Genomic DNA, 21,922 nt, shown 5'->3' on the forward strand with positions numbered 1-21,922 from the left:
CCGTGAGACCCAGTGCCGCTCCCAGGACGTCCGGTGGTACTCCGACTTCGCACGCGGCTCGCTGCAACAGACGCAGATCGCTGACACGACCGGACTTCTCCAGCCGCGAGACGGTGGACGCCGAACAGCCGAGCCGACGACCGAGGTCTGCCTGGCGCCAGCCGTGCCAGGCCCGGCCAATTCTGATCAACCCTCCAGGATCACACCGTTCCATGAGTAAGCGGACCCTGGACGAGTTCCACAACGGGTCGATGGTGCGCTGCATCGCGCCTCCCCCCATGGCAGGAGCAGGACCGTCTGTCCACGGTAGAGGGCGTGGAGCGGCGCGCCCAGGGGACGTGCACCTTCTGCACACGGCTTGCGTGGACCGCGCGTTGATGACGTCCGAGGCCTGCGAGGTGGTGCCGTGGTGATGCGGCCCGCCGGCAAGGAGCGGGTACGCGGCACACAGGAGGAGAGCCACGATGGCGACAGCCCTTGAGCGCGCCCCGAAGACGGCCCCCGCGATGCGGGACCCCAAGGAGTATGTCGAGCCGGAAGTCTGGGAGAGGGAGATCCAGCTCCTGATGCGCGACCACCCGTTCGACGAGGTCATGGCCGAGCGGCTGTTCGCCGCGGCGGTCACGTACCTGGTCACGGCGATGGAGAAGTGGGATCAGGGACTGGAGATGTGCTGCGGCCGGCTGGTCGACATCGCCGTCCACGTCTTCATCCTGGACACGAAGAACTACCGCGAGTTCTGCGCCCGGCACTTCGACGGCCGGTTCCTGGAGCACGTTCCGGAGATCGAGTTCAAGTACGACGGCTCGGTGGAGCGCACGGCCCGCATCATCACGGAGAATGGTTTCCCGGTGGACTGGAAGCTGTGGGAACGCGACTTCGCGAAATGCGGTCCGTGCAGGCCGGGCGAGAACTGCCACTGATCGGTCGGTTACGGCCGGGTCCGGGTGCCGTCGGTGGACACCCGGATCCGTTCGCGTCTTCATGGCGTGTCGCGGGTGGGCCACGGCTACGGTGCTCCAGCACCGTGCCCGCTCCCTCCCAAGGACGCCAATGCCCCGCACGTCACACGATCCCGTCCTCTTCTGGGACCGCTACAAACCGGACCGGGACGGACCGTCGCCGCCTCCCGACGTGACGGCTTTCGAGTGGACTCAGTACGAAGGTCACGGCCCGGGAGCCGAACTGCTCGGCCGGCCGCGTAGCGCGCTGGAACTGGGGGCGGCCGAGTGTCGGGAGGCGTCATGGCTGGCGCGCCGGGGAGTACGCGTCACGGCATTGGATCTGTCCCCCGTGCAGGTGGAGCGGGCTCGCAGGTGGTGGAAGGACGTCCCCGGCCTGACGATCGAGGAGGGGGAGGCGTGTGCCTTCCTCCGTGTGTGCGACCAGACGTACGACGCGATCTACTCGATCTGGGGAGCGGCGTGGTTCACCGACCCCGGAGAACTCTTCCCGCTGGTGGCGGAACGGCTTTCGCCAGGCGGGGTGTTCGCCTTCTCGCACGGCGAGACCCCCCAACACCTCGACGGTCGCGGACCCATGTACGGGAAGGGTCCGGAGGGCAGGGAGATGGCTGTGGACCGCTGGTGCCATCTACCCGGAACATGGGCCGACCTGGCACACGAGCACGGCTTCCATGACGTCCGGGCACGGTGTCTTCCCGCGCCCACCGACCAGGCGCTGGGCACGATCATTGTCGAAGCGCGGCTTCCTGCCTGACCGGGCAGACGCCCCAAGGCCCCCTTGAGAATCCCTCTTCCCGGTTCCGGTGCCCCGTCACCCGAGGCGTCGTCCTCCGGGCCCTTGTCAGTACCGGCGGTTACGGTGCGCGGGTGAACCGGACGACCGACGACGACCGCGCCCTTCCCCCCGCCCTCGCCGACCTGGCCCGCACGGAGATCGACTACGCCGACGGCGAGGGGATCGACTTCGAGCCCTACGACGCCTTCTGCTCGGCCGAGGAGACCACCGGCCGGCTGCGCCAGTGGACGGGGAACCCCGAACTCGACGGTGACGCCCACCGGGTGTTCGGACAGGACGGCACCGGCGGTCTCGCGGCCCTCTGGTACGGGCGGCCCGGCCGCCCCCTCGCCGAGCAGCCCGTGGTCTTCATGGGTTCGGAGGGCGAGTGCGGGGTGGTGGCCGGTAACCTCTCCGACTTCCTGTGGATGTTGGCCGATGGCTGCGGCCCCTGGGAGGCCGTGCTGTACGAGGACCGCGGGCCGCGGCCCGACGCGGCCCTCACCGCACTCGCCGAACGCCACACCACCACCCCCGGCGGCCGGCCCGCGCCGTCATCGCCGAGGCCCGCGCCGAGTTCCCGACCTTCGCCGAGGACATCGAGGCACTCTGCCGCTGACCTCACCGGAAGCGGCCGGGCTCCGGCTCGGCCCACACGGTCCTGCACGGGGACGGCCCCGGCAGCACACCCCGGTCGTCGGCCGACTCCTCGACCAGCAGCAGGCCGTGGACCGCGACTTCCGCCAGGAGTTCCGTGACCGGGACGCTGGAGGCCGGACGAGGAGAGGCGCCCGGAAGGGCGCCCTGCCCCGCGTCGTCGACCGAAGCCTCCGCGCCCCCGGCCGCCACTCGCCGGGTCTCGTCACCGGGCCGCCGGCCGGCGTCGCGCGCCGAAGTCGGCCAGAGCCTCCGCCATGCGAGTGAACGCCACATGCATACCCCAGAAGGAGCACATAGCGTGATGAGCGACAACTCTCCGCACTCGCACCCCCGGAGCCCTGTGTGCAGAAACTCCCGATACGACGCCCGAAGGCGCCCCGCCGACGCCGCATGGCCGTGACGGCCGTCAGCGGCATCGCAGCCGGCTGCACGGTTCTCTGCCCCGCGCCCACGGCCCTCGCCCGGCCCGCGACGGCCGCCCCGGTGCCCACCGCACTGACCGCCCCACCGCCGCTCCCGGCGAAGGACGCGGCGGACAACGGCGAGAACGTCCGCACCGTCACCGACGGCGACACCCTCTGGTCCATGGCGGAGGAGATCTACGGATCCGGAGCCAGGTGGCCCGACCTCTACCGCGCCAGCCGGGACGGCATCGAGAAGGCCGCGCACGCCCACGGCTTCCCGTCCGGCGACGACGGACACCGCATCTTCGCCGGGACGGCGATCCACGCCCCCGCGCCCGAGCCGTCCGGCGCGGGCAAGAGCAGCCAGGCCCCGGCCGACCCGCACGTCGCGCGGTTCCAGCGCCAGGTGGCACAGTCGGGGTACGTGTCCCAGGCGGGCTCCGAGGCCGTGTTCGACCTGAACCGCAGGTACTGCGAGGGCACCCTGTTCAGCGGCATGTGGCCCAACCCCCAGTCGCCGTACATCGTCACCAACCTGCCCGAGGTGCCGGGGCAGACGGCCAACACCAACCCGCCCGTGACCTGGCGCCTGCGCGAGGACGAGGCCGTGGTCCTGATCGGGACGACACCGCCGCCGGAGGCCTACTTCTCCTTCGACCTCACCATGGTGCGGGGCTCCCTGCACACCGGCCCGGTCCTGTGGCCCGCGGTCGGCGACCCGGTCAACAGGGGAACCGTGAAGACGGCCGGCCCCACCCCCTTCGGGCAGCCGTTCGCCCTCGTGATCACGGGACACGAGCGCACCCGGGCCGAGGTGCACCAGATGCTGGCCGCCTCCGGGCTCGGCGGCGCGATCAACGACGCGACCGTCCCCTCGGCCATGTTCCGCCTGGGCCTCGGCGAGGACGCCGACCAGTTCCTGCTCGGCATCCGCACGGCCGCGCCCGAGCCCGGCTTCGAGAAGGCGCTCGACGCCTACCGCGACGCGCCCCCGCTCCAGATCCTGCGGGTACGGCCGAAGGGCGCCTCGGCCGACCAGACGAAACCGGTGTACGCCCCCGCCCCGCTGCCCGTACCCCGGCTGCGCACCGCCGGGACCGGGGCCACCGAGCTCGACCTCAACCCCTCGCTGCAGGAGCTGCGGCAGCGCATCATCGACGCCCACCCGGGTTTCGAGGCACGCGACGTGGTCACGGAGCGCGGCTTCGAGCAGTCGTACCCGGGGCTGCAGTCCAACAAGGTGATCGATCCCCCCACGCCCGGGATCGGCGCCCTGTCCAACGACGCCGACGACCCGCTGAGCCCGAGCTTCAGCCTCCCGGACGGCTCCTTCGTCGTCGCCTACGGCACCAACCACGTGGCCACCCGGCAGGCGAGCTACTCCAGCATCTCGCTCTACGCCGACGAGGAGGCCGCCGTCTCGGTGACCGCCAAGAACCACCGGGACCTGCGGGGCACCGCCCGCGACTACCTCCCCGACAGCCCGGACGCGGACAAGCTCTACGCGTGGGCCTTCAGCCGGGCCGGCGACGCCGGGCCGACCGGACCGCACGTCACCGAACTGCCTTCCGCCGGAACCGACTTCTGCGCGCAGTACGGCGCCGACCGGCCGGTCGACATGAGCCGCATGCAGGCCGTGGCACGCGCCTACATGCAGCCCGAGACCCTCACCCACCCCGCCCTCTCCTCGCTCCTCCTGGACCGCCTGCTGGTCTTCACGCCCAGGTCGAAGTCCAAGTAGGACGCATTCCCGAGGCACGGAGCCGTCCGCGAGGAACGACGAGGCGGAGCGCCCCCGGAAGGGACGCTCCGCCTCGAGCGATCGCCCCACTGGGACCGGACTCACCGGCCGAGGTCCAGCTCCGCCCACACGGTCTTGCACGGCACCGGACCCATCCGCACGCCCCAGCGGTCGGCCGGCTCCCCGACCAGGAGCAGGCCGTACCCGGATTCGCCGGGCTCCGCCCCGCCGACCGCCCCTTCCCGCGGCGGCAGTTGATCACCACGGGGATCGGTGACCCCGACACGGAGGGGTGACCGACGGCCGTCCGTGAGATGCCCGGTGCGGCAGGCCTCCCCTCAGCGCGTCGGCAGCGGCAGGCAGGGCATCCGCGGGTGCCGAAGGTGCTGCCCGCCGTCATGGACGCGCAGTACGAGGCCAAGGCGGCACGCCGGCGCCGGCAGTGGCCCGAGCTGACCGTGCTGGGATGGCCGGTGGCCTGAGCCAGAACGATGGGAGCGTTTCTCCAGAGCCGCGCGCCGGCCACCTGCGGGTTTCGGGCGTGCCGATGGAGAACCGCTCCAATCGTCGACCCACCACCGCACCACCCAAGCCGCAACGCACAGCGGCGGGGCGTGCCCTCACGGCACACCCCGCCACCACCTCACGCCTACGACCTCACGTCGTCGACCGGCGCCTGCGCGCCCCCGGCCGCCGCTCGCTCGGCCGGGTCACCGGGTCGCCCGCGTCCAGCGCGGCCAGCCGGCGGCGGGTGCCGAAGTCGGCCAGGGCCTCCGCCAGCTTGTGCACCGACGGTTCGGGCGCCATGACGTCGACCCGCAGGCCGTGCTCCTCCGCCGTCTTCGCCGTCGCCGGGCCGATGCAGGCGATCACCGTCACGTTGTGCGGCTTGCCCGCGATGCCCACCAGGTTCCGGACCGTCGACGACGACGTGAACAGCACCGCGTCGAAGCCGCCGCCCTTGATCGCCTCGCGGGTCTCCGCGGGCGGGGGCGAGGCGCGCACGGTCCGGTACGCCGTGACGTCGTCGACCTCCCAGCCCAGCTCGATCAGACCGGCGACCAGGGTCTCCGTGGCGATGTCGGCGCGCGGCAGGAAGACGCGGTCGATCGGGTCGAAGACCGGGTCGTACGGAGGCCAGTCCTCCAGCAGGCCCGCGGCCGACTGCTCGCCGCTCGGCACCAGGTCCGGCTTCACGCCGAAGGCGATCAGCGCGTTCGCCGTCTGCTCGCCCACCGCGGCGACCTTGATCCCCGCGAAGGCGCGCGCGTCGAGACCGTACTCCTCGAACTTCTCGCGGACCGCCTTCACCGCGTTGACCGAGGTGAACGCGATCCACTCGTAGCGGCCCGTCACCAGGCCCTTGACCGCCCGCTCCATCTGCTGGGGCGTGCGCGGCGGCTCGACGGCGATCGTCGGCACCTCGTGCGGCACGGCCCCGTACGACCGCAGCTGGTCGGAGAGCGACGCCGCCTGCTCCTTCGTGCGCGGTACGAGCACCTTCCAGCCGAACAGCGGCTTGGACTCGAACCACGCCAGCCGGTCCCGCTGGGCGGCGGCGCTGCGCTCACCGACCACGGCTATCACCGGCCGGCCGCCCTCCGGGGAGGGCAGCGCCTTCGCCTGCTTCAGCGTCTGCGCGATCGTGCCGAGCGTCGCCGTCCAGGTGCGCTGCCGGGTCGTCGTACCGGCGACCGTCACCGTCAGCGGGGTGTCGGGCTTGCGTCCGGCGGACACCAGTTCGCCCGCCGCCGCGGCCACGGAGTCCAGCGTGGTGGAGACGACCACCGTGCCGTCCGACGCCCCGACCTCGGTCCAGCACCGGTCGGACGCCGTGCGCGCGTCGACGAACCGCACGTCCGCGCCCTCGGCGTCGCGCAGCGGCACACCGGCGTACGCGGGTACGCCGACCGCCGCCGCGACACCGGGGACGACCTCGAACGGCACCCCGGCCGAGGCGCACGCCAGCATCTCCTCGGCGGCGTACGCGTCGAGCCCGGGGTCACCGGACACCGCACGCACGACCCGCCTGCCGCCCCGCGCGGCCTCCATGACAAGATGTGCGGCATCCCGCACCGCGGGGACAGGGGTGGTTGTTGACGCGCCGTCGACGACCGTCAGCTGGGGCGTGCCCGTGCCTGGATCCGGCGTGCCGGAATCCGTGTGCACCTCGGCGACGCCCTGCCTCGCGTGCGTGCGTACGACGTCGAGCACCTCGTGCTCGGCGACGAGGACGTCCGCGTTCGCCAGCGCCTCCACGGCGCGCAGGGTCAGCAGTCCCGGATCCCCGGGTCCGGCACCGAGGAAGGTGACGTGCCCGTGTTCCGGAGGGGCGGGAAGGGTGGTGGGGCTCACTGTGCTCGCTCCCCCATCAGACCGGCCGCGCCCTGCGCGAGCATCTCGGTGGCGAGTTCGCGACCGAGCGCCAGCGCCGCATCGTGCGTCTCGGGCACGGGACCGGTGGTGGACAGCTGCACCAGCGTCGAGCCGTCGGTCGTGCCGACGACGCCGCGCAGGCGCATCTCCTTGACAATTTGCCCGTCGGTCAGCAAGTCGGCCAGCGCACCCACAGGGGCGCTGCACCCGGCCTCCAGGGCGGCGAGCAGGGAACGCTCGGCCGTCACGGCGGCCCGCGTGAACGGGTCGTCGAGCTCGGCTAGCGCGGCGATCAGTTCCGCGTCGTCCGCGGCGCATTCGATCGCCAGTGCCCCCTGGCCGGGGGCGGGCAGCACCGTGTCGACCGACAGGAAGTCGGTCACCTCGTCACTGCGTCCGATCCGGTTCAGCCCGGCGGCGGCCAGCACCACGGCGTCGAGCTCGCCCTTCAGGACGTACCCGATGCGGGTGTCGACGTTGCCCCGGATCGGGACCGTCTCGATGTCCATGCCGCGGCTGCGCGCGTACGCGTTGAGCTGCGCCATGCGGCGCGGCGAACCGGTGCCGACGCGGGCGCCGCGCGGCAGGTCGGTGAGCTTCAGCGCGTCGCGCGTGACCATCACGTCGCGCGGGTCCTCGCGCACCGGGACGGCCGCCACGACCAGTTCGTCGGGCTGCGCGGTCGGCAGGTCCTTCAGCGAGTGCACCGCGAAGTCCACCTCGCCCCGCGCCAGCGCCTCGCGCAGCGCGGCCACGAACACGCCCGTGCCGCCGATCTGCGCGAGGTGCTCGCGCGAGACGTCGCCGTACGTGGTGATCTCGACGAGCTCGACGGGCCGTCCGGTCACCTGGCTCACGGCTTCCGCCACCTGCCCGGACTGGGCCATGGCGAGCTTGCTCCGCCTGGTCCCCAGCCTCAGTGCCTTCTCAGTCATGCCGGCCCTCGGTTCCTTGCGTTCTTCTCGGTGCTTTCCTCGGCTCGGGAGACGGAGGCCACCGTCTCGGGGTCGAGGTCGAACAGGGTGCGCAGCGCGTCCGCGTACCCGGCGCCGCCGGGCTCGGCCGCGAGCTGCTTGACCCGTACCGTCGGCGCGTGCAGCAGCTTGTCGACCACCCGCCGCACGGTCTGGGTGATCTCCGCACGGTGCTTGTCGTCCAGGCCGGGGAGCCGCCCCTCCAGACGGGCGATCTCACCGGCCACCACATCGGCCGCCATGCTCCGCAGGGCGACGACGGTCGGCGTGATGTGCGCCGCCCGCTGTGCCGCCCCGAAAGCGGCGACCTCGTCGGAGACGATACGCCTGACCTGGTCCACATCGGCAGCCATCGGAGCGTCCGCGGAGGCCTCGGCGAGCGACTCGATGTCGACGAGACGCACACCGGCGAGGCGGTGCGCGGCCGCGTCGATGTCCCGCGGCATCGCGAGGTCCAGCAGGAACAGCACGGGCTCGGGGCGCGGCGGCTCGGCCACCGGCTCCGGGCGGCGCCGCTCGGGGATCCGGCCGACGGCGGACGCGGTCGCGGCGAGCGCGCCGATCAGCTCGGCGTCGGCCTCCGGGCCGGGCCGGCCGGGCCGGCCGCGGTCGACGGTCGTCCCCGCGGCCCACGCGGCGTGCTGTTCCAGCGTCGCCGCGTCCATACCGGCGACGGCGGCCTCGCCCAGCACGGAGAACCCGGGCCGTACGGCGGACAGGTCCAGCGGGCAGCCCTCCTCCGTGCCCACGGAGGTCGGCGGGAGCGGGGCCTTCGCGACCGGGGCGGCCTCGGCGGCCGGCTGTTCCCCGGTACGGCTCCCGACCCCCGCGGCGACGGCCCCGGCCGTGAGGACCAGTCCCGTCGCGCCGGTGCAGGAGACGACGACGTCGGCACGTGTCAGCTCGAACGGCACCGAACCCATCGGGACCGCGCGGGCCAGCACGTCCGTGTCGTCGCCCTCGCCCAGGATCCGCGCGAGACGCTCGGCACGCTCGGGCGTGCGGTTGGCGATCACTATCTCGGCGACACCGGCCCGCGCGAGCGTGGCCGCGGCCAGCGAGGACATCGAACCGGCGCCGATGACCAGCGCCTTCTTCTCCCGTGCCCAGGTCTCGACGGGCGCGCCGAGGGCCAGCTGTTCCAGGCCGAAGGTGACCAGGGACTGCCCGGCGCGGTCGATGCCGGTCTCGGAGTGGGCCCGCTTGCCGACCCGCAGCGCCTGCTGGAACAGGTCGTTCAGCAGCCGTCCGGCGGTGTGCAGTTCCTGCGCGCGGGCGAGCGCGTCCTTGATCTGGCCGAGGATCTGCCCCTCGCCCACGACCATCGAGTCCAGCCCGCAGGCCACCGAGAACAGGTGGTGGACGGCCCGGTCCTCGTAGTGCACGTAAAGATAAGGAGTGAGCTCCTCCAGGCCGACCCCGCTGTGCTGGGCGAGCAGCGTGGACAGCTCGGCGACACCGGCGTGGAACTTGTCCACGTCGGCGTACAGCTCGATGCGGTTGCAGGTGGCGAGGACCGCGGCCTCGGCGGCCGGCTCGGCGGCGACCGTGTCCTGCAGCAGCTTGATCCGCGCGTCCGCACCCAGTGAGGCCCGCTCCAGCACGCTGACCGGCGCGCTGCGGTGACTCAGTCCGACGACGAGGAGACTCATGCCGGCATCACGGCGGGTACGTCCCCGTCGGGCCCCTGGTCGGTCGCGGACTCCTTGCGCGTGGCGGCCGGGACGGCGGCGGTGCCGGCCGCGGCCTCCTCACCGGCCTTGCGCTGCTCGTGGAAGGCGAGGATCTGCAGCTCGATGGAGAGGTCCACCTTGCGCACGTCGACGCCGTCCGGCACGGACAGCACGGTCGGCGCGAAGTTCAGGATGGAGGTGACCCCGGCGGCCACGAGCCGGTCGCAGACCTGCTGGGCGGCGCCGGCGGGCGTCGCGATCACGCCGATCGACACGCCGTTGTCCCGGATGATCGGCTCGAGCTCGTCGGTGTGCTGGACCGGGATGCCGGCGACGGGCTTCCCGGCCATCGCGGGGTCGGCGTCGATCAGCGCGGCGACCCGGAAACCGCGGGAGGCGAACCCGCCGTAGTTGGCGAGGGCGGCGCCGAGGTTGCCGATCCCGACGATCACAACCGGCCAGTCCTGGGTCAGGCCCAGTTCACGGGAGATCTGGTACACGAGATACTCGACGTCGTAGCCGACGCCCCTGGTCCCGTAGGAGCCCAGGTAGGAGAAGTCCTTGCGCAGCTTCGCGGAGTTGACCCCCGCGGCGGCCGCCAGCTCCTCCGAGGAGACCGTGGGCACCGAGCGCTCCGAGAGCGCGGTGAGGGCGCGAAGGTACAGCGGAAGGCGGGCGACGGTGGCCTCGGGAATCCCTCGGCTACGGGTCGCCGGTCGGTGAGTTCGGCCAGTTGCCACGGTGCTCCTGCGGGTAGAGCGGGGCTTCAGGCGGTCATACGTCCCCGGACCGCCCCGTCGAATGCAGGCTATGTCTTTGTGAACGCGTGCACAAAGATTGTGTCCGATTTGCCCGGCCAACGTGACCGGGGTCACGCGCCCCCGGCGCACTCGCGGGGAACCGGCGCACGAGCGCCACCGTTCCTTTTCTTCTGGGGGCAAAACCGCACACTCTCCTCTGTGAATCCCGCCCCCGAGACCAAGCCGCCATCGATCCTAAGCGACTTTCGGCCGGTTTGAACCGGTCGGTCAGTCGGTGAGGGCCCGGCGGAGACGGTCCTCGTTCACGCGCCAGAAGGTGTGCTGCTCGCCGTCGACGAGGACGACGGGGATCTGCTCCCAGTACCGGTCGTGCAGCTCCCGGTCCTCGGTGATGTCCTTGTGCTCCCACGGGACGCCGAGCTCCCCGCACACCTTCTCCACCACCACCTGCGCGTCGTCGCACAGATGGCAGCCGGGTTTGCGCACGAGGGTGACGAGCCGGTCCTGCGGGGCGGCCGGGGTACTGCGGCGGAAGAGAGGGCTCATGCGGGCCATTGTCGCGCGCGCCTTAACGCCCGGGACCCGGAGAGTTCACGACGCTCGAACCTCTCGGCTCCGGAACATCCGCACCGACTGGCTATGCTCACGCCATGGCCGCTCTAGGATGGCTCACTCCCCGTAGGCGCTCCGCCACGGCGCGGAGCGTGTTGGCAGGCGAGGCCTCGGCGGAGGCAGCACGCAAGTCCACCCGGGAAGTTTCCGCACGCGAACCGGCGTTCCCGGTCGTCGGGGACGAACGGGCCGCCGCGTTCTTCGACCTCGACAACACCGTGATGCAGGGCGCGGCCCTGTTCCACTTCGGGCGGGGCCTGTACAAGCGGAAGTTCTTCGACACCCGCGACCTCGCCCGGTTCGCCTGGCAGCAGGCGTGGTTCCGGCTGGCCGGGGTCGAGGACCCCGAGCACATGCAGGAGGCCCGCGACTCGGCGCTCTCCATCGTCCAGGGCCACCGCGTCTCCGAGCTGCAGTCCATCGGCGAGGAGATCTACGACGAGTACATGGCCGAGCGGATCTGGCCGGGGACCCGGGCGCTGGCCCAGGCGCACCTGGACGCGGGACAGCGGGTGTGGCTGGTCACGGCGGCGCCGGTGGAGATCGCCACGGTGATCGCCCGCCGGCTGGGGCTGACCGGGGCGCTGGGGACGGTCGCGGAGTCGGTCGACGGCGTGTACACGGGCAAACTGGTGGGCGAACCGCTGCACGGCCCGGCGAAGGCGGAGGCGGTGCGCGCACTGGCGCTCGCGGAGGAGCTGGACCTCGGCCGCTGCGCGGCGTACAGCGACTCGCACAACGACATCCCGATGCTGTCGCTGGTGGGCCACCCGTACGCGATCAACCCGGACTCCAAGCTCCGCAAGCACGCCCGCCGCATGGACTGGCGCCTGCGCGACTACCGCACCGGCCGCAAGGCGGCCAAGGTCGGCATCCCGGCGGCGGCGGGCGTGGGCGCGGTGGCCGGCGGCACGGCAGCCGCCATCGCCCTCCACCGCAAACGCCGCTGACCACACACCGCGCCGCGCGCGGACAGCCGCCCCCGCGGACAGGCGACCGCTTCCGCGGGCAGTCGCGCCGCCGCCTCCGCTCCCGCGGACAAAAGCCCGCCGCCTTCGTTCCCGCGGGCAGTCGTGCCTCCCCCCGTGCCTTAAAGGCCTGGGAGGTACCCCCAGGGCGGCACGGGTGGGCGCCGGGGTACCCCCTCTGAGGGAGGCACCCGCAAGCGCCGGGCTGCGCAACCGCCCCCGATTCACACCGACACCGCGCACCCGGTCAACACCCGTACCCCCACCGAACCGCCCGCCGAGGACCGCTTCCGCCACCTCGCCCCCACCCCCGCCCAATCCAACTGCCTTACCCCACAACCCCCTTGTCCAGTCCTCTTGGCTGCACACGACCACAACTCGCCCCATACCACCCCCGAATGCGAACATTCCCGGTCAACAACCGGTCACCACGTGACACCAGAACGCTCCCCAACCGGCTACAGAAGCGACGTAATCGGTGATTTGAGCAACTCGGTGTAGCAGAGCCTGTACGAAGCGTTATTCTCCTCAGACGCAATCCGGTACCCACCCGTAGCTACGACGGGTGAACGGTTCCGCACTGCACGTGATGGAAGCTCTGCCTCTGGGAGTCCCGTGTACCCACACGTCGGGGTTGACGCCTCGGGCCTGGCTACGCTGCGCGCGACAGTCGCGACAGCCCGAGACCTGCTGCGCGGCATCGTCCCCGCCGCGCACGCGGTCCCCGCATTCGCCACCGCCCTCGCCGCCGGCCCGTGCTACGCCCTCGCCGACGGCGGCGCCGCGGTCGGCGGACGGGGGCGCCACTCCACGGCCCCCGCCACCGCGGCCAGGGGCGCGGCCAGAGGAACCGCCGCCCGGACCACCGGCGGCACCCCCGCCGCCCGCCGTCCCGCCGCCGACAGCGACAGCGCCCGGATGATGGAGCTCGTCGAGCGCGCCCAGGCCGGCGAGGCCGAGGCCTTCGGACGGCTGTACGACCAGTACAGCGACACCGTCTACCGCTACATCTACTACCGGGTCGGCGGCAAGGCGACCGCCGAGGACCTCACCAGCGAGACCTTCCTGCGCGCCCTGCGCCGCATCGGCACCTTCACCTGGCAGGGCCGCGACTTCGGCGCCTGGCTGGTGACCATCGCCCGCAACCTCGTCGCCGACCACTTCAAGTCCAGCCGCTTCCGCCTCGAGGTCACCACCGGGGAGATGCTCGACGCCAACGAGGTCGAGCGCTCCCCCGAGGATTCCGTTCTCGAGTCCCTGTCCAACGCCGCCCTCCTCGATGCCGTACGACGACTCAACCCCCAACAGCAGGAGTGCGTCACGCTCCGATTCCTCCAGGGTCTGTCCGTCGCCGAGACCGCCCGCGTGATGGGCAAGAACGAGGGCGCCATCAAGACCCTCCAGTACCGGGCCGTCCGCACCCTCGCCCGGCTCCTCCCGGACGACGCCCGCTGACCGGGCGCACCCACCGGCCGGAACACGCTCCGCGACTCCCAACTCACCTCAAGTGAAACCCGGTTGGCTTCCCCATTCGGTCATCCCGGGTCCGTAACCCAAGTGCCGCGCCACTCGTTGTGCGGGATACAGGCTCCCTGTGGTCACCCCCTGACCTGCTTCGATCACTCGATCGTGTGGCCCTGGCCAGGGCGGGGAACCCTCAGGACCCCCTGGGGAGCCGACCGTGATGACGAGAGGAGGTGCCGCCAGTGATCGCGAACGTATCGGCGCACCGGCGGGCGAACGCCTTCGCCCAGGCCCTGGAGGAGCAGTCCGACCGGGGCACGGCGGCCGAGCAGTCCGACGGATCGGCACCGGCCCCGGCCGCCGCCGCGGAGACCGGACGGGCACAGTTGCTCGCCCTGGCCTCCGGCCTCGGCGCGCTGCCCAAACCGGAACTGGACCCCGAGGTCAAGGTCGTCCAGCGGGCCCGGCTGGTGGCCGCGTTCGAGGCCATGCTCCAGGAGGGCACCGCTGCGGGCGAGGCGAGGGATCAGGCCGTACCCGGACAGCGCTCACGCCGGGCCGGGGGCGCCCACCGGGCGACCCCGCTGAGCAAACTGCGCCCACGGTCGCGGCTGGCCAAAGGGCTCACCGCGGGCGGACTCACCGTCAGCGTCGCCGCCGGCGCCCTCGGCGGGGTCGCCGTCGCCAGCTCCGACGCCCTGCCCGGTGACTCCCTCTACGGACTCAAGCGCGGCATCGAGGACGTCAAGCTCGGCCTCGCCGACGGCGACGACGAGCGCGGCCGGGTCTACCTCGACCACGCCTCCACCCGCCTCGGCGAAGCCCGCCGGCTGATGGAGCGCGACCGCGGCGGTCCCCTCGACCACGAGTCCCTCGGCGAGATCCGCCGCGCCCTCTCCGGCGTGCGGCACGACGCCGCCGAGGGCCACCGGCTGCTGCGCGAGGCCTACGAGCGCGACCCCGACTCCCTGGGCCCCATGCAGGCGCTCTCCTCCTTCTCCCAGACGAACCGCCGGACCTGGGGCACCCTGCGCGACCGGCTGCCCGTGCAGCTGGGGGACGTGAGTGAGCAGGTCTCGTCGGTGTTCGACGCCATAGACGAGGACGTCGCCCCGCTGCAGTCGCTGCTCCCTGGGCCCTCGACCGACGAGGACGGCGACGGCGCGCGGCGGCGCGGCTCCGGGTCGACGCCCGGCACCCCGTCCGGCACGGGCCCCTCGCAGTCCTCCGGCACCGGCGACGGCACCTCCGGCGAGAGCGGCGCCGGCAGTGCCGGTCCGTCCGGTTCCGCCGACGCCGACCGCGAGAGCGACGGCCTGCTCGGCGGCGACACCGGCGACCTGCTCGACCCGCCCGAGGAGAGCGGCGCCGTCACCACCCCGCCACCGACGACGGACGACATCGCCCCGCCCCCCGCCCCCGACGTCACCATTCCGCCCCTCCTGCCCGGACTCCTCCCGGGCCTGGGCATCGACAGCGAGGACGCGGAGTAGGGCCGGGGGCGTCCTTCTCGACGAAGGACGCCCCCAAGCCGCGTGCGACGACGGTCCGCTAGAAGAACACCGACCGCCGCTGCACCAACAACTTGTACAGCGTGTGCTGGATCTCCTCCCTGACCTGGTCGGTCAGGTTGAACATCAGCATCGGGTCGTCCGCCGCCTCCGGCGGATAGCCGTCCGTCGGGATCGGCTCGCCGAACTGGATCGTCCACTTCGTCGGCAGCGGAATCGCGCCCAGCGGGCCGAGCCACGGAAACGTCGGCGTCAGCGGGAAGTACGGAAAGCCCAGCACCCGGGCCAGCGTCTTCGCGTTGCCGATCATCGGGTAGATCTCCTCCGCCCCGACGATCGAGCACGGAATGATCGGGACCCCCTGCCGCAACGCGGTCGAGACGAACCCGCCGCGCCCGAACCGCTGCAGCTTGTACCGCTCGCCGAACGGCTTCCCGATGCCCTTGAACCCCTCCGGCATCACCCCCATCAGCTCGCCCTGCGCGAGCAGGCGTTCGGCGTCCTCCGTACACGCCAGGGTGTGCCCGAGTTTGCGGGCGAGTTCATTGACCACGGGCAGCATGAACACCAGGTCCGCCGCGAGCAGCCGCAGATGCCGGCCGGCCGGATGGTGGTCGTGGACGGCGACCTGCATCATCAGCCCGTCCACCGGCACCGTCCCGGAGTGATTGGCGACGATCAGCGCGCCGCCCTCCGAGGGGATGTTCTCGATGCCCTTCACCTCGACCCGGAAGTACTTCTCGTACACCGGCCGCAGCAGGGACATCAGGACCTGGTCGGTGAGCTCCTCGTCATAGCCGAAGTCGTCGACCTCGTACTCCCCGGTGAGCCGGCGGCGCAGGAACGCCAGACCGCTCGCGACCCGCCGCTCCAGGCCGCCGGTCCCCTTCCCGGCACCCTCGACGGCCGGTTCCCGAGGCTGCTCGTCCACACCGGTCACCCGCTCATCATCCTGCACGGACACCACGCCCGGCAGTGGCTGGACCTCCCCGACCGCAGCGGGCTGCGCGCCGCCGGGGCGCCGGCTCCCCGCGCCCCGGCGCCGCGACGGGCGCTGTGCGGCGCCCCCACGCGAGCGGTGGTCGTCGTCGAACGGAATGACCTTGGCGTCCGCCATCGTTGCTGCGCTCCTCAGTTGGCGCTCTGCGTCGGGGGGTGACCGCTGCCCGGCAGGGGCAGCGCGGCGATCCGGTCGACGGCCCTCGTGAGGGTCTCCGGCGGAAGCAGCCCGGGGCCACGACTGCGCGCGAAGTCCGCAAACGTTTCAGCAGTCGAGTACCTCGGGGTGAAGCCCAGCGTCTCCCGCATCTGGTCCGTCGACACCACCCGCCCGTGCGTGAGCAGCCGGATCTGCTCGGGCGAGAAGTCCGTCATCCCCAGCGTACGCACCAGTGAGCCCGCCCAGGTGACCGCGGGAAGCAGCAGCGGCACGGTCGGCCGGCCGAGCCGCCGCGCGCACTGCGACAGCAGCAGCACGCCGTCACCGGCGATGTTGAAGGTGCCGCTGTTGAGCGTGGAGCGCCTGGGTTCGTGCGAGCCGATCCGCAGCACCTCGATGACGTCGTCCTCGTGCACGAACTGCAGGCGGGGGTCGTAGCCGAACACGGTCGGCAGCACCGGCAGCGAGAAGTACGAGGCGAGCGGGCTGTCCGCGGCCGGGCCCAGGATGTTGGCGAACCGCAGCACGCACACGGCGACGTCCGGACGGCGGCGCGCGAAGCCGCGCACATACCCCTCGACCTCGACCGTGTCCTTCGCGAAGCCACCGCTGGGCAGGGACTTGGGCGGGGTCGACTCGGTGAAGACCGCCGGATCGCGGGGCGCGGAACCGTAGACGTTCGTACTGGACTTCACGACCAGCCGCTTGATGTTCGGGGACTTCTGGCAGGCACCCAGCAGCTGCATGGTGCCGATGACGTTGGTCTCCTTCAGCGCGGTCCGGCCGCCGCTGCCGAGCGGCGTGCCCGTCACGTCGAGGTGGACGACCGTGTCGGCGCCCGACTCGGCGAGCACCCGCGCGATGGTGGGCTGGCGGATGTCCGCCTGGACGAAGTCGGCGCCGCCCAGATGGTGCTCGGGCGGGACCGCGTCCACGGCGACGACCCGGTCCACCTCGGGATCCCGCTGGATCCGCCGGACGAAACGGCCCCCCAGCTGACGGGCCACCCCGGTCACGAGCACGACCTTTCCCAAGATCAGCGCCTTCCTCTCGCCCTGCTCCCGACGGCCAACCTACCGGGTCGCCGTCGCTCTGTGGTGTCGGCCGGATGCTCGAAGTGACGACGGCCCCGGACGTACGAATGACAGTGGCCCCCCACCGGAGTGCGGTGGGGGGCCACTGGACACGCTCTCGCGCTGTCGCTTACTTCTTGTTGCGACGCTGGACGCGCGTGCGCTTGAGCAGCTTGCGGTGCTTCTTCTTGGCCATCCGCTTGCGCCGCTTCTTGATAACAGAGCCCACGACTACCCTCGCTCACTTCTCATCACTCGGTGTTTGGGCGCCATGGGCCCACACGACCTACGAGGGGCTAGCCTACCCGCCCGAGCGCTGAGACCGTAATCGAGGTGACCGGGGAGGCCCATGAGTGCCCGGTACGGACCTCCCCGGATCGCCGTCAGGCGGTTTCCACCCCCACGTAGCTCTCGCGGAGGTACTCGTGAACCGCTTGCTCCGGGACGCGGAAGGACCGCCCCACCCGGATCGCGGGCAGATGACCGCTGTGCACCAACCGGTACACGGTCATCTTCGACACTCGCATCACCGAGGCGACTTCCGCCACGGTAAGGAACTGAACCTCGTTCAGAGGCCTCTCGCCAGCTGCAGCCATGACACACCTGAACCTTCCGCACTCGACGGCCACCGGCTTCCCCTTCCGGTGACTCTTCGTCGTTGCGTGCTCACTCCCCAATGTAGGGGCGGGTGATGCGAGTGGGGAAGAGGTGCACCCATCGGCGGCCTACTGTGACAGACACGCTCGATTGAGTACGTAGCGGGCCAGCGGCAGGTAGTGATCGGACCGCACGCCGTCATCAAGTGGAACGACGAGGGACACGGCCCCCTCGGCCTCGCCGACGAACGGCGCGGGGTCGTTCACATCGGCCGGTCCGACCGCCTCGAACCCCAGCTGACCTGCCCCGCAGATCCAGCCGTGGTCGCCGATCACCAACTCCGGAAGCGGTCCGCCGGCGTCGGCCGCCGCGGCGAGCGCGGCCCGAACCGGGAGGGGGGAGTGCGTGTGTGCGCCGGGCTCACCACCGGGGCGTTCCGCGGTCGCGCCCCGGACGAGCCCGACTCCTCGTACGTAGTCGAGGTTGCAGGTGCGTAGACCGAACCGGGTCGTTATGTCGACACGGCGACCCTGCGCGGGGGTGAGGACGTCACATCCCGCCGCCGACAAGGCGTCTGCCAGAACGGCGTAGAAGCCGAGCAGCCGGTGCGGGTGCCCGGTACCGAGCAGGACCGGCCCGCCACGCTCCGCGACGGACGCCAGCCGCTCCGCGAAGGCGTCCAGGGCGGCCAGGGTCCGCTCGGGGTCGATCACATCATGGCCGAAGGTGTGGGCGGAATCGGCCGAAACCCCGCACCTGCCCGCCATCAGAACGAGCAGTTCCCGCTCACCCCATACCCGTTCGGGGTCCAACCCGATCAGCAGCCGCGGATCCCGGGCGGCGAACAGCCGGTAACTCCGCAGGCTCTCCTCCCGCGTGGTGGCCACGGTCCCGGCGAGCCGGGCAGCCAGGAGATGCGCACGGAGCTCGGCGGTGGTCAGCACGGAAACGATGCTGCGGGAGACGGGGACGGAACGGGCCGGGAACGCGGGAACACCGCACGGTCGGCGTAACGGAACGCCCCCAGGGCCGTCAGGGCAGCAGCCCCCGCAGCGGGAACACCGCGCGCCGCGCCGCGAGGATCGCCTGGTCCAGGCGGTCCGCCGGGTCGTACCCCGCGTCCCACGCGGCCCAGGACACCGGCCACCGCCCGTCCGTCATCCGCCGCGGCGCCGGCTGCCGGGTCCGGGCGTACACCTCCTGCCGCCAGCCCTCGGGGATCATCGTCGTGGGGTCCACCGGCCGCCCGGCCGCGATGCCCACCAGATGGGTCCAGGACCGCGGCACGACCTCCACCACCGCGTAACCGCCACCGCCCAGCGCCACCCACCGCCCGTCGGCGTACTCGTGCGCCAGCTCGTGGCACGCCACCTGCACCGCCCGCTGCGCGTCCAGCGACACCGCCAGATGCGCCAGCGGATCCTCGAAGTGCGTATCGGCCCCGTGCTGCGTCACCAGCACCTGCGGCCGGAAGTCCGCGATCAGCTCCGGTACGACGGAGTGGAACGCCCGCAGCCACCCCGCGTCCCCGGTCCCGGCCGGCAGCGCCACGTTGACCGCGCCGCCCTCCGCACCGGCCGCCCCCGTCTCCTCCGGCCACCCGGTCTGCGGGAACAGCGTCCGCGGATGCTCGTGCAGCGAGATCGTCAGCACGCGCGGGTCCTCCCAGAACGCCGCCTGCACCCCGTCCCCGTGGTGCACGTCGACGTCCACGTACGCGACCCGCTCCGCGCCCAGCTCCAGCAGCCGCGCGATCGCCAGCGCGGCGTCGTTGTAGACGCAGAAGCCGGAGGCCGCGCCCGGCATGGCGTGGTGCAGCCCGCCCGCGAAGTTCACCGCGTGCGGCGCGGCCCCGCGCCACACCGCCTCCGCCGCGCCCACGGACTGCCCCGCGATCAGCGCCGACACCTCGTGCATCCCGGCGAACGCGGGATCGTCCACCGTCCCCAGCCCGTACGACTGGTCCGCGGCCGCCGGATCCGCCGACGCGGCCCGCACCGCCTCGATGTAGTCCTCCCGGTGGACGAGCCGCAGCGTCGACTCCCCGGCCGCCTTCGCGGCGACCACCTCCACCTCACGGTCGAGCCCCAGGGCACCGACCAGACTCCGGGTCAGCGCCAGCCGGACCGGGTCCATCGGATGGTCCCGGCCGAAGTCATAGCCCGTCACTGCCTCGTCCCACATCAGCTGCACGCGCCCGCTCATGCCCGCCACCGTATCGGTCCGGTTGCACGGCGAACGACCTGGCGTGCACGAGCGTCACCAGGACCAGCACCATCGGCACCAGCATCGCCCCGCGGTAGCTCCAGGCATCACCGAGCGCCCCGACCAACGGCGAACCGATCAGAAAACCCACGTAATTGAAGACATTGAGTCGCGCGACGGCCATGTCCGAACTCCCCGGGCCGCCGCGCTCGGCGGCCAGCCGCCCGGCCGCCGCGAAGGTCTGCGGCACCAGCACGCACAGCCCGAGCCCCAGCAGCACGAACCCCGGCATCCCCGCCCACGCACCGGGCGCCCCGGCCACCACGGCGAACCCCGCCGCCGCCACCAGCGCCCCCGCCCGCACCACCGCCACGGCCCCGAACCGCCGCACCCCGACGTCCCCGATCGCCCGCCCCAGCAGCGTGGTGACCATGTAGACGTTGTACGGAACGGTAGCCAGCTGCTCCGAACTCCCCAGCACGTCCTGGAGGTACTTCGCGCTCCAGTTGGAGACCGTCGAGTCCCCGATGTACGCCACCGTCATCACCAGGCACAGCGGCAGCAGCCACGTGAGGCCGCCGGTCGCGCCCTCGCCCTTCGTGTTCCCCGTGGCCGGCTCCCCGCCCCCGTCGACGTACCAGCGGCTCCCGACCAGCGCGGCCGGCAGCAGCACCAGCACCACCGGCAGATACGACACCCACAGCGCCGGCTCCCCGTGCGCCCCCGCCCACGCGAGCGATGCCCCGACGATCCCGCCCAGGCTGTACGCGGCGTGGAAACTCAGCATGATGCTGCGTCCGTACGCCCGCTGCAGACTCACCCCGAGCATGTTCATCGACGCGTCCAGCGCGCCGACGGCCAGCCCGAACGCGGCCAGTGCCGCGCCGAGCCCCGCCATGTGCTCCCCCGCTCCGACGCCCAGCAGCGCCAGCAGCACCACCGGCTGCGACCACCGCAGCACCCGGCTCGGCGGCACCCGCCTCACCAGCCGCTCCGTGGCGACACTTCCGATGCCCGCCAGGAGGGGCACGGCGGCGAGGAAGACCGGCAGCAGCGCGTCGGACACCCCGTACCGGTCCTGGATGGCCGGGATCCGCGTCACGAGCAGGGCGAAGGCGACGCCCTGCACGAGGAAGCCGAACGCCAACGAGGCCCTGCCGCGCCGCAGCACATCAGTCATGGCGGCGAGCGTAGGGCTCGGGGATACCGGTGGGTAGATCCGATCGAAGATGAATTGCGTTCAGCTTCGCGCCCGCGAGAGCAGCGGGACCAACTCCGCCATGTCCTCGAAGAGTCCCGTGGTCCCGGAGAGCTTCCCGGCCGGTGTCATCGCGGTGAACCCGTACACGTCCATCCCGGCCGCGACCGCCGCCCGGACGCCCAGCGGGCTGTCCTCGACGACCACGCACCGCTCGGCCGCCACGCCCATCCGCTCGGCCGCGTACAGGAACAGATCCGGCGCCGGCTTCCCCCGCCCCACGTCCTGCGAGCTGAAGATCCGCTCGTCGTCGAACCACCGGTCGAGCCCGGTCGTGCGGTGCCCCACCCGGATCCGCTCATGACTCCCGGACGAGGCCACGCAGTACGGCACCCCGTCGGCGGCCAGCTTCTCGAGTGCCTCCACGGCGCCGACCACCGGCTTCAGCTCCCGCTCGAACGCGGCGAAGACCCGGGCGTGGAACACGTCGTCGAAGTCCGCCGGCAACCGCTGCCCCGTCCGTTCCTCGACGAGATCGTGCACACGGTGCATGGCGGAGCCCATGTAGTCACGAATGGAGTCCTCGTACGAGGTCGGATGGCCGAGTTCGGTGAGAAAGGCGGCCAGGAGCCGATTGGAGATCGGCTCACTGTCGACGAGAACGCCGTCGTTGTCGAAGATGACGAGGTCATAGCGCATGCCCTTGACCCTAAACGCAGAAAACCCCGCACCGGTAACGGTACGGGGTTTTCCCACAAATTGTTCGGCGGCGTCCTACTCTCCCACAGGGTCCCCCCTGCAGTACC

Annotated in this window: 20 protein-coding genes and 2 pseudogenes; 7 read left to right on the plus strand and 15 right to left on the minus strand. The window is 72.0% G+C overall.

Annotation, left to right across the window (positions count from 1 at the left end; genetic code table 11):
* Positions 1-34 precede the first annotated feature (34 nt).
* Positions 35-280 (minus strand): annotated as a pseudogene (locus ACFY3N_RS27625) (helix-turn-helix transcriptional regulator); the annotation flags it as partial.
* A 184-nt stretch (positions 281-464) separates the two neighbouring features.
* Here ACFY3N_RS27625 and ACFY3N_RS27630 point away from each other — a divergent pair.
* From ACFY3N_RS27630 to ACFY3N_RS27640, 3 genes and pseudogenes are all read left to right on the plus strand, one after another.
* Positions 465-923 (plus strand): glycine-rich domain-containing protein, encoded by a 459-nt coding sequence (locus ACFY3N_RS27630; RefSeq protein ID WP_390819448.1) that lies wholly within the window; start codon positions 465-467, stop codon positions 921-923.
* A 211-nt stretch (positions 924-1,134) separates the two neighbouring features.
* A complete protein-coding gene (locus tag ACFY3N_RS27635) occupies positions 1,135-1,719 on the plus strand; it encodes a class I SAM-dependent methyltransferase (protein WP_390819449.1) in 585 nt (194 codons plus the stop codon).
* A gap of 113 nt (positions 1,720-1,832) precedes the next feature.
* A pseudogene (locus ACFY3N_RS27640) lies at positions 1,833-2,359 on the plus strand (SMI1/KNR4 family protein).
* A gap of 2 nt (positions 2,360-2,361) precedes the next feature.
* Here ACFY3N_RS27640 and ACFY3N_RS27645 read toward each other — a convergent pair.
* Positions 2,362-2,589 (minus strand): hypothetical protein, encoded by a 228-nt coding sequence (locus tag ACFY3N_RS27645; RefSeq protein ID WP_390819450.1) that lies wholly within the window; start codon positions 2,587-2,589, stop codon positions 2,362-2,364.
* A 201-nt stretch (positions 2,590-2,790) separates the two neighbouring features.
* On the opposite strand from ACFY3N_RS27645, the gene ACFY3N_RS27650 reads away from it, so the two are divergent.
* On the plus strand, positions 2,791-4,545 hold the full coding sequence (locus ACFY3N_RS27650; RefSeq protein WP_390819451.1) for a LysM peptidoglycan-binding domain-containing protein: 1,755 nt from the start codon (positions 2,791-2,793) through the stop codon (positions 4,543-4,545).
* 657 nt (positions 4,546-5,202) lie between these two features.
* On the opposite strand, the gene ACFY3N_RS27655 is transcribed toward ACFY3N_RS27650, so the two are convergent.
* The 5 genes from ACFY3N_RS27655 to ACFY3N_RS27675 all read right to left on the minus strand — a co-directional run bounded on the left by ACFY3N_RS27655 (position 5,203) and on the right by ACFY3N_RS27675 (position 10,875).
* A complete protein-coding gene (locus ACFY3N_RS27655) occupies positions 5,203-6,900 on the minus strand; it encodes a uroporphyrinogen-III synthase (RefSeq protein ID WP_390819452.1) in 1,698 nt (565 codons plus the stop codon).
* Complete coding sequence (gene hemC / locus ACFY3N_RS27660) at positions 6,897-7,856, minus strand: hydroxymethylbilane synthase (protein ID WP_390819453.1); 960 nt, start codon at positions 7,854-7,856, stop codon at positions 6,897-6,899. The genes ACFY3N_RS27655 and hemC overlap by 4 nt, the downstream gene beginning before the upstream one ends.
* Positions 7,853-9,547 (minus strand): glutamyl-tRNA reductase, encoded by a 1,695-nt coding sequence (locus ACFY3N_RS27665; protein WP_390819454.1) that lies wholly within the window; start codon positions 9,545-9,547, stop codon positions 7,853-7,855. Before ACFY3N_RS27665 ends, hemC begins: the two co-directional genes overlap by 4 nt.
* Entirely contained in the window at positions 9,544-10,308 is a 765-nt protein-coding gene (locus ACFY3N_RS27670) for a redox-sensing transcriptional repressor Rex (protein ID WP_390819456.1), read from the minus strand. The genes ACFY3N_RS27665 and ACFY3N_RS27670 overlap by 4 nt, the downstream gene beginning before the upstream one ends.
* Positions 10,309-10,596: 288 nt before the next feature.
* Positions 10,597-10,875, minus strand: coding sequence for a glutaredoxin family protein (locus ACFY3N_RS27675; protein ID WP_390819457.1), 279 nt, complete (start codon positions 10,873-10,875; stop codon positions 10,597-10,599).
* 104 nt (positions 10,876-10,979) lie between these two features.
* Between ACFY3N_RS27675 and ACFY3N_RS27680 the strand changes: the two genes are divergently transcribed.
* The 3 genes from ACFY3N_RS27680 to ACFY3N_RS27690 all read left to right on the plus strand — a co-directional run bounded on the left by ACFY3N_RS27680 (position 10,980) and on the right by ACFY3N_RS27690 (position 14,866).
* Positions 10,980-11,891, plus strand: coding sequence for an HAD family hydrolase (locus tag ACFY3N_RS27680; protein WP_390819458.1), 912 nt, complete (start codon positions 10,980-10,982; stop codon positions 11,889-11,891).
* A gap of 633 nt (positions 11,892-12,524) precedes the next feature.
* Complete coding sequence (locus tag ACFY3N_RS27685; protein WP_390819459.1) at positions 12,525-13,364, plus strand: ECF subfamily RNA polymerase sigma factor, BldN family; 840 nt, start codon at positions 12,525-12,527, stop codon at positions 13,362-13,364.
* Positions 13,365-13,615: 251 nt separating this feature from the next.
* On the plus strand, positions 13,616-14,866 hold the full coding sequence (locus ACFY3N_RS27690) for a DUF5667 domain-containing protein (RefSeq protein WP_390819460.1): 1,251 nt from the start codon (positions 13,616-13,618) through the stop codon (positions 14,864-14,866).
* Between the two features lie 58 nt (positions 14,867-14,924).
* Here ACFY3N_RS27690 and ACFY3N_RS27695 read toward each other — a convergent pair whose 3' ends face one another.
* The 8 genes from ACFY3N_RS27695 to ACFY3N_RS27730 all read right to left on the minus strand — a co-directional run bounded on the left by ACFY3N_RS27695 (position 14,925) and on the right by ACFY3N_RS27730 (position 21,815).
* Positions 14,925-16,001 carry a lysophospholipid acyltransferase family protein gene (locus ACFY3N_RS27695; protein WP_390819461.1) on the minus strand — a complete coding sequence of 359 codons (1,077 nt, stop codon included), beginning with the start codon at positions 15,999-16,001 and terminating at the stop codon, positions 14,925-14,927.
* A 14-nt stretch (positions 16,002-16,015) separates the two neighbouring features.
* On the minus strand, positions 16,016-17,077 hold the full coding sequence (locus tag ACFY3N_RS27700; protein WP_390819462.1) for an NAD-dependent epimerase/dehydratase family protein: 1,062 nt from the start codon (positions 17,075-17,077) through the stop codon (positions 16,016-16,018).
* Positions 17,078-17,246: 169 nt separating this feature from the next.
* A complete protein-coding gene (locus ACFY3N_RS27705; RefSeq protein ID WP_003948845.1) occupies positions 17,247-17,345 on the minus strand; it encodes a 30S ribosomal protein bS22 in 99 nt (32 codons plus the stop codon).
* Between the two features lie 154 nt (positions 17,346-17,499).
* Positions 17,500-17,712 carry a helix-turn-helix domain-containing protein gene (locus tag ACFY3N_RS27710; protein WP_004984898.1) on the minus strand — a complete coding sequence of 71 codons (213 nt, stop codon included), beginning with the start codon at positions 17,710-17,712 and terminating at the stop codon, positions 17,500-17,502.
* 129 nt (positions 17,713-17,841) lie between these two features.
* Positions 17,842-18,657 (minus strand): phosphatase, encoded by an 816-nt coding sequence (locus ACFY3N_RS27715; protein ID WP_390819463.1) that lies wholly within the window; start codon positions 18,655-18,657, stop codon positions 17,842-17,844.
* Positions 18,658-18,745: 88 nt separating this feature from the next.
* Positions 18,746-19,918: an acetoin utilization protein AcuC gene (locus ACFY3N_RS27720; protein WP_390819464.1), complete on the minus strand. Its 1,173-nt coding sequence runs from the start codon at positions 19,916-19,918 to the stop codon at positions 18,746-18,748.
* Positions 19,869-21,098, minus strand: a complete 1,230-nt coding sequence (locus ACFY3N_RS27725) for an MFS transporter (RefSeq protein ID WP_390819465.1) — start codon at positions 21,096-21,098, stop codon at positions 19,869-19,871. Before ACFY3N_RS27725 ends, ACFY3N_RS27720 begins: the two co-directional genes overlap by 50 nt.
* A 60-nt stretch (positions 21,099-21,158) precedes the next feature.
* On the minus strand, positions 21,159-21,815 hold the full coding sequence (locus ACFY3N_RS27730) for an HAD family hydrolase (protein WP_390819466.1): 657 nt from the start codon (positions 21,813-21,815) through the stop codon (positions 21,159-21,161).
* Positions 21,816-21,922: the final 107 nt, after the last annotated feature.

It is taken from the genome of Streptomyces sp. NPDC000348 (genome assembly GCF_042898795.1).
Taxonomy (GTDB): Bacteria; Actinomycetota; Actinomycetes; order Streptomycetales; family Streptomycetaceae; genus Streptomyces.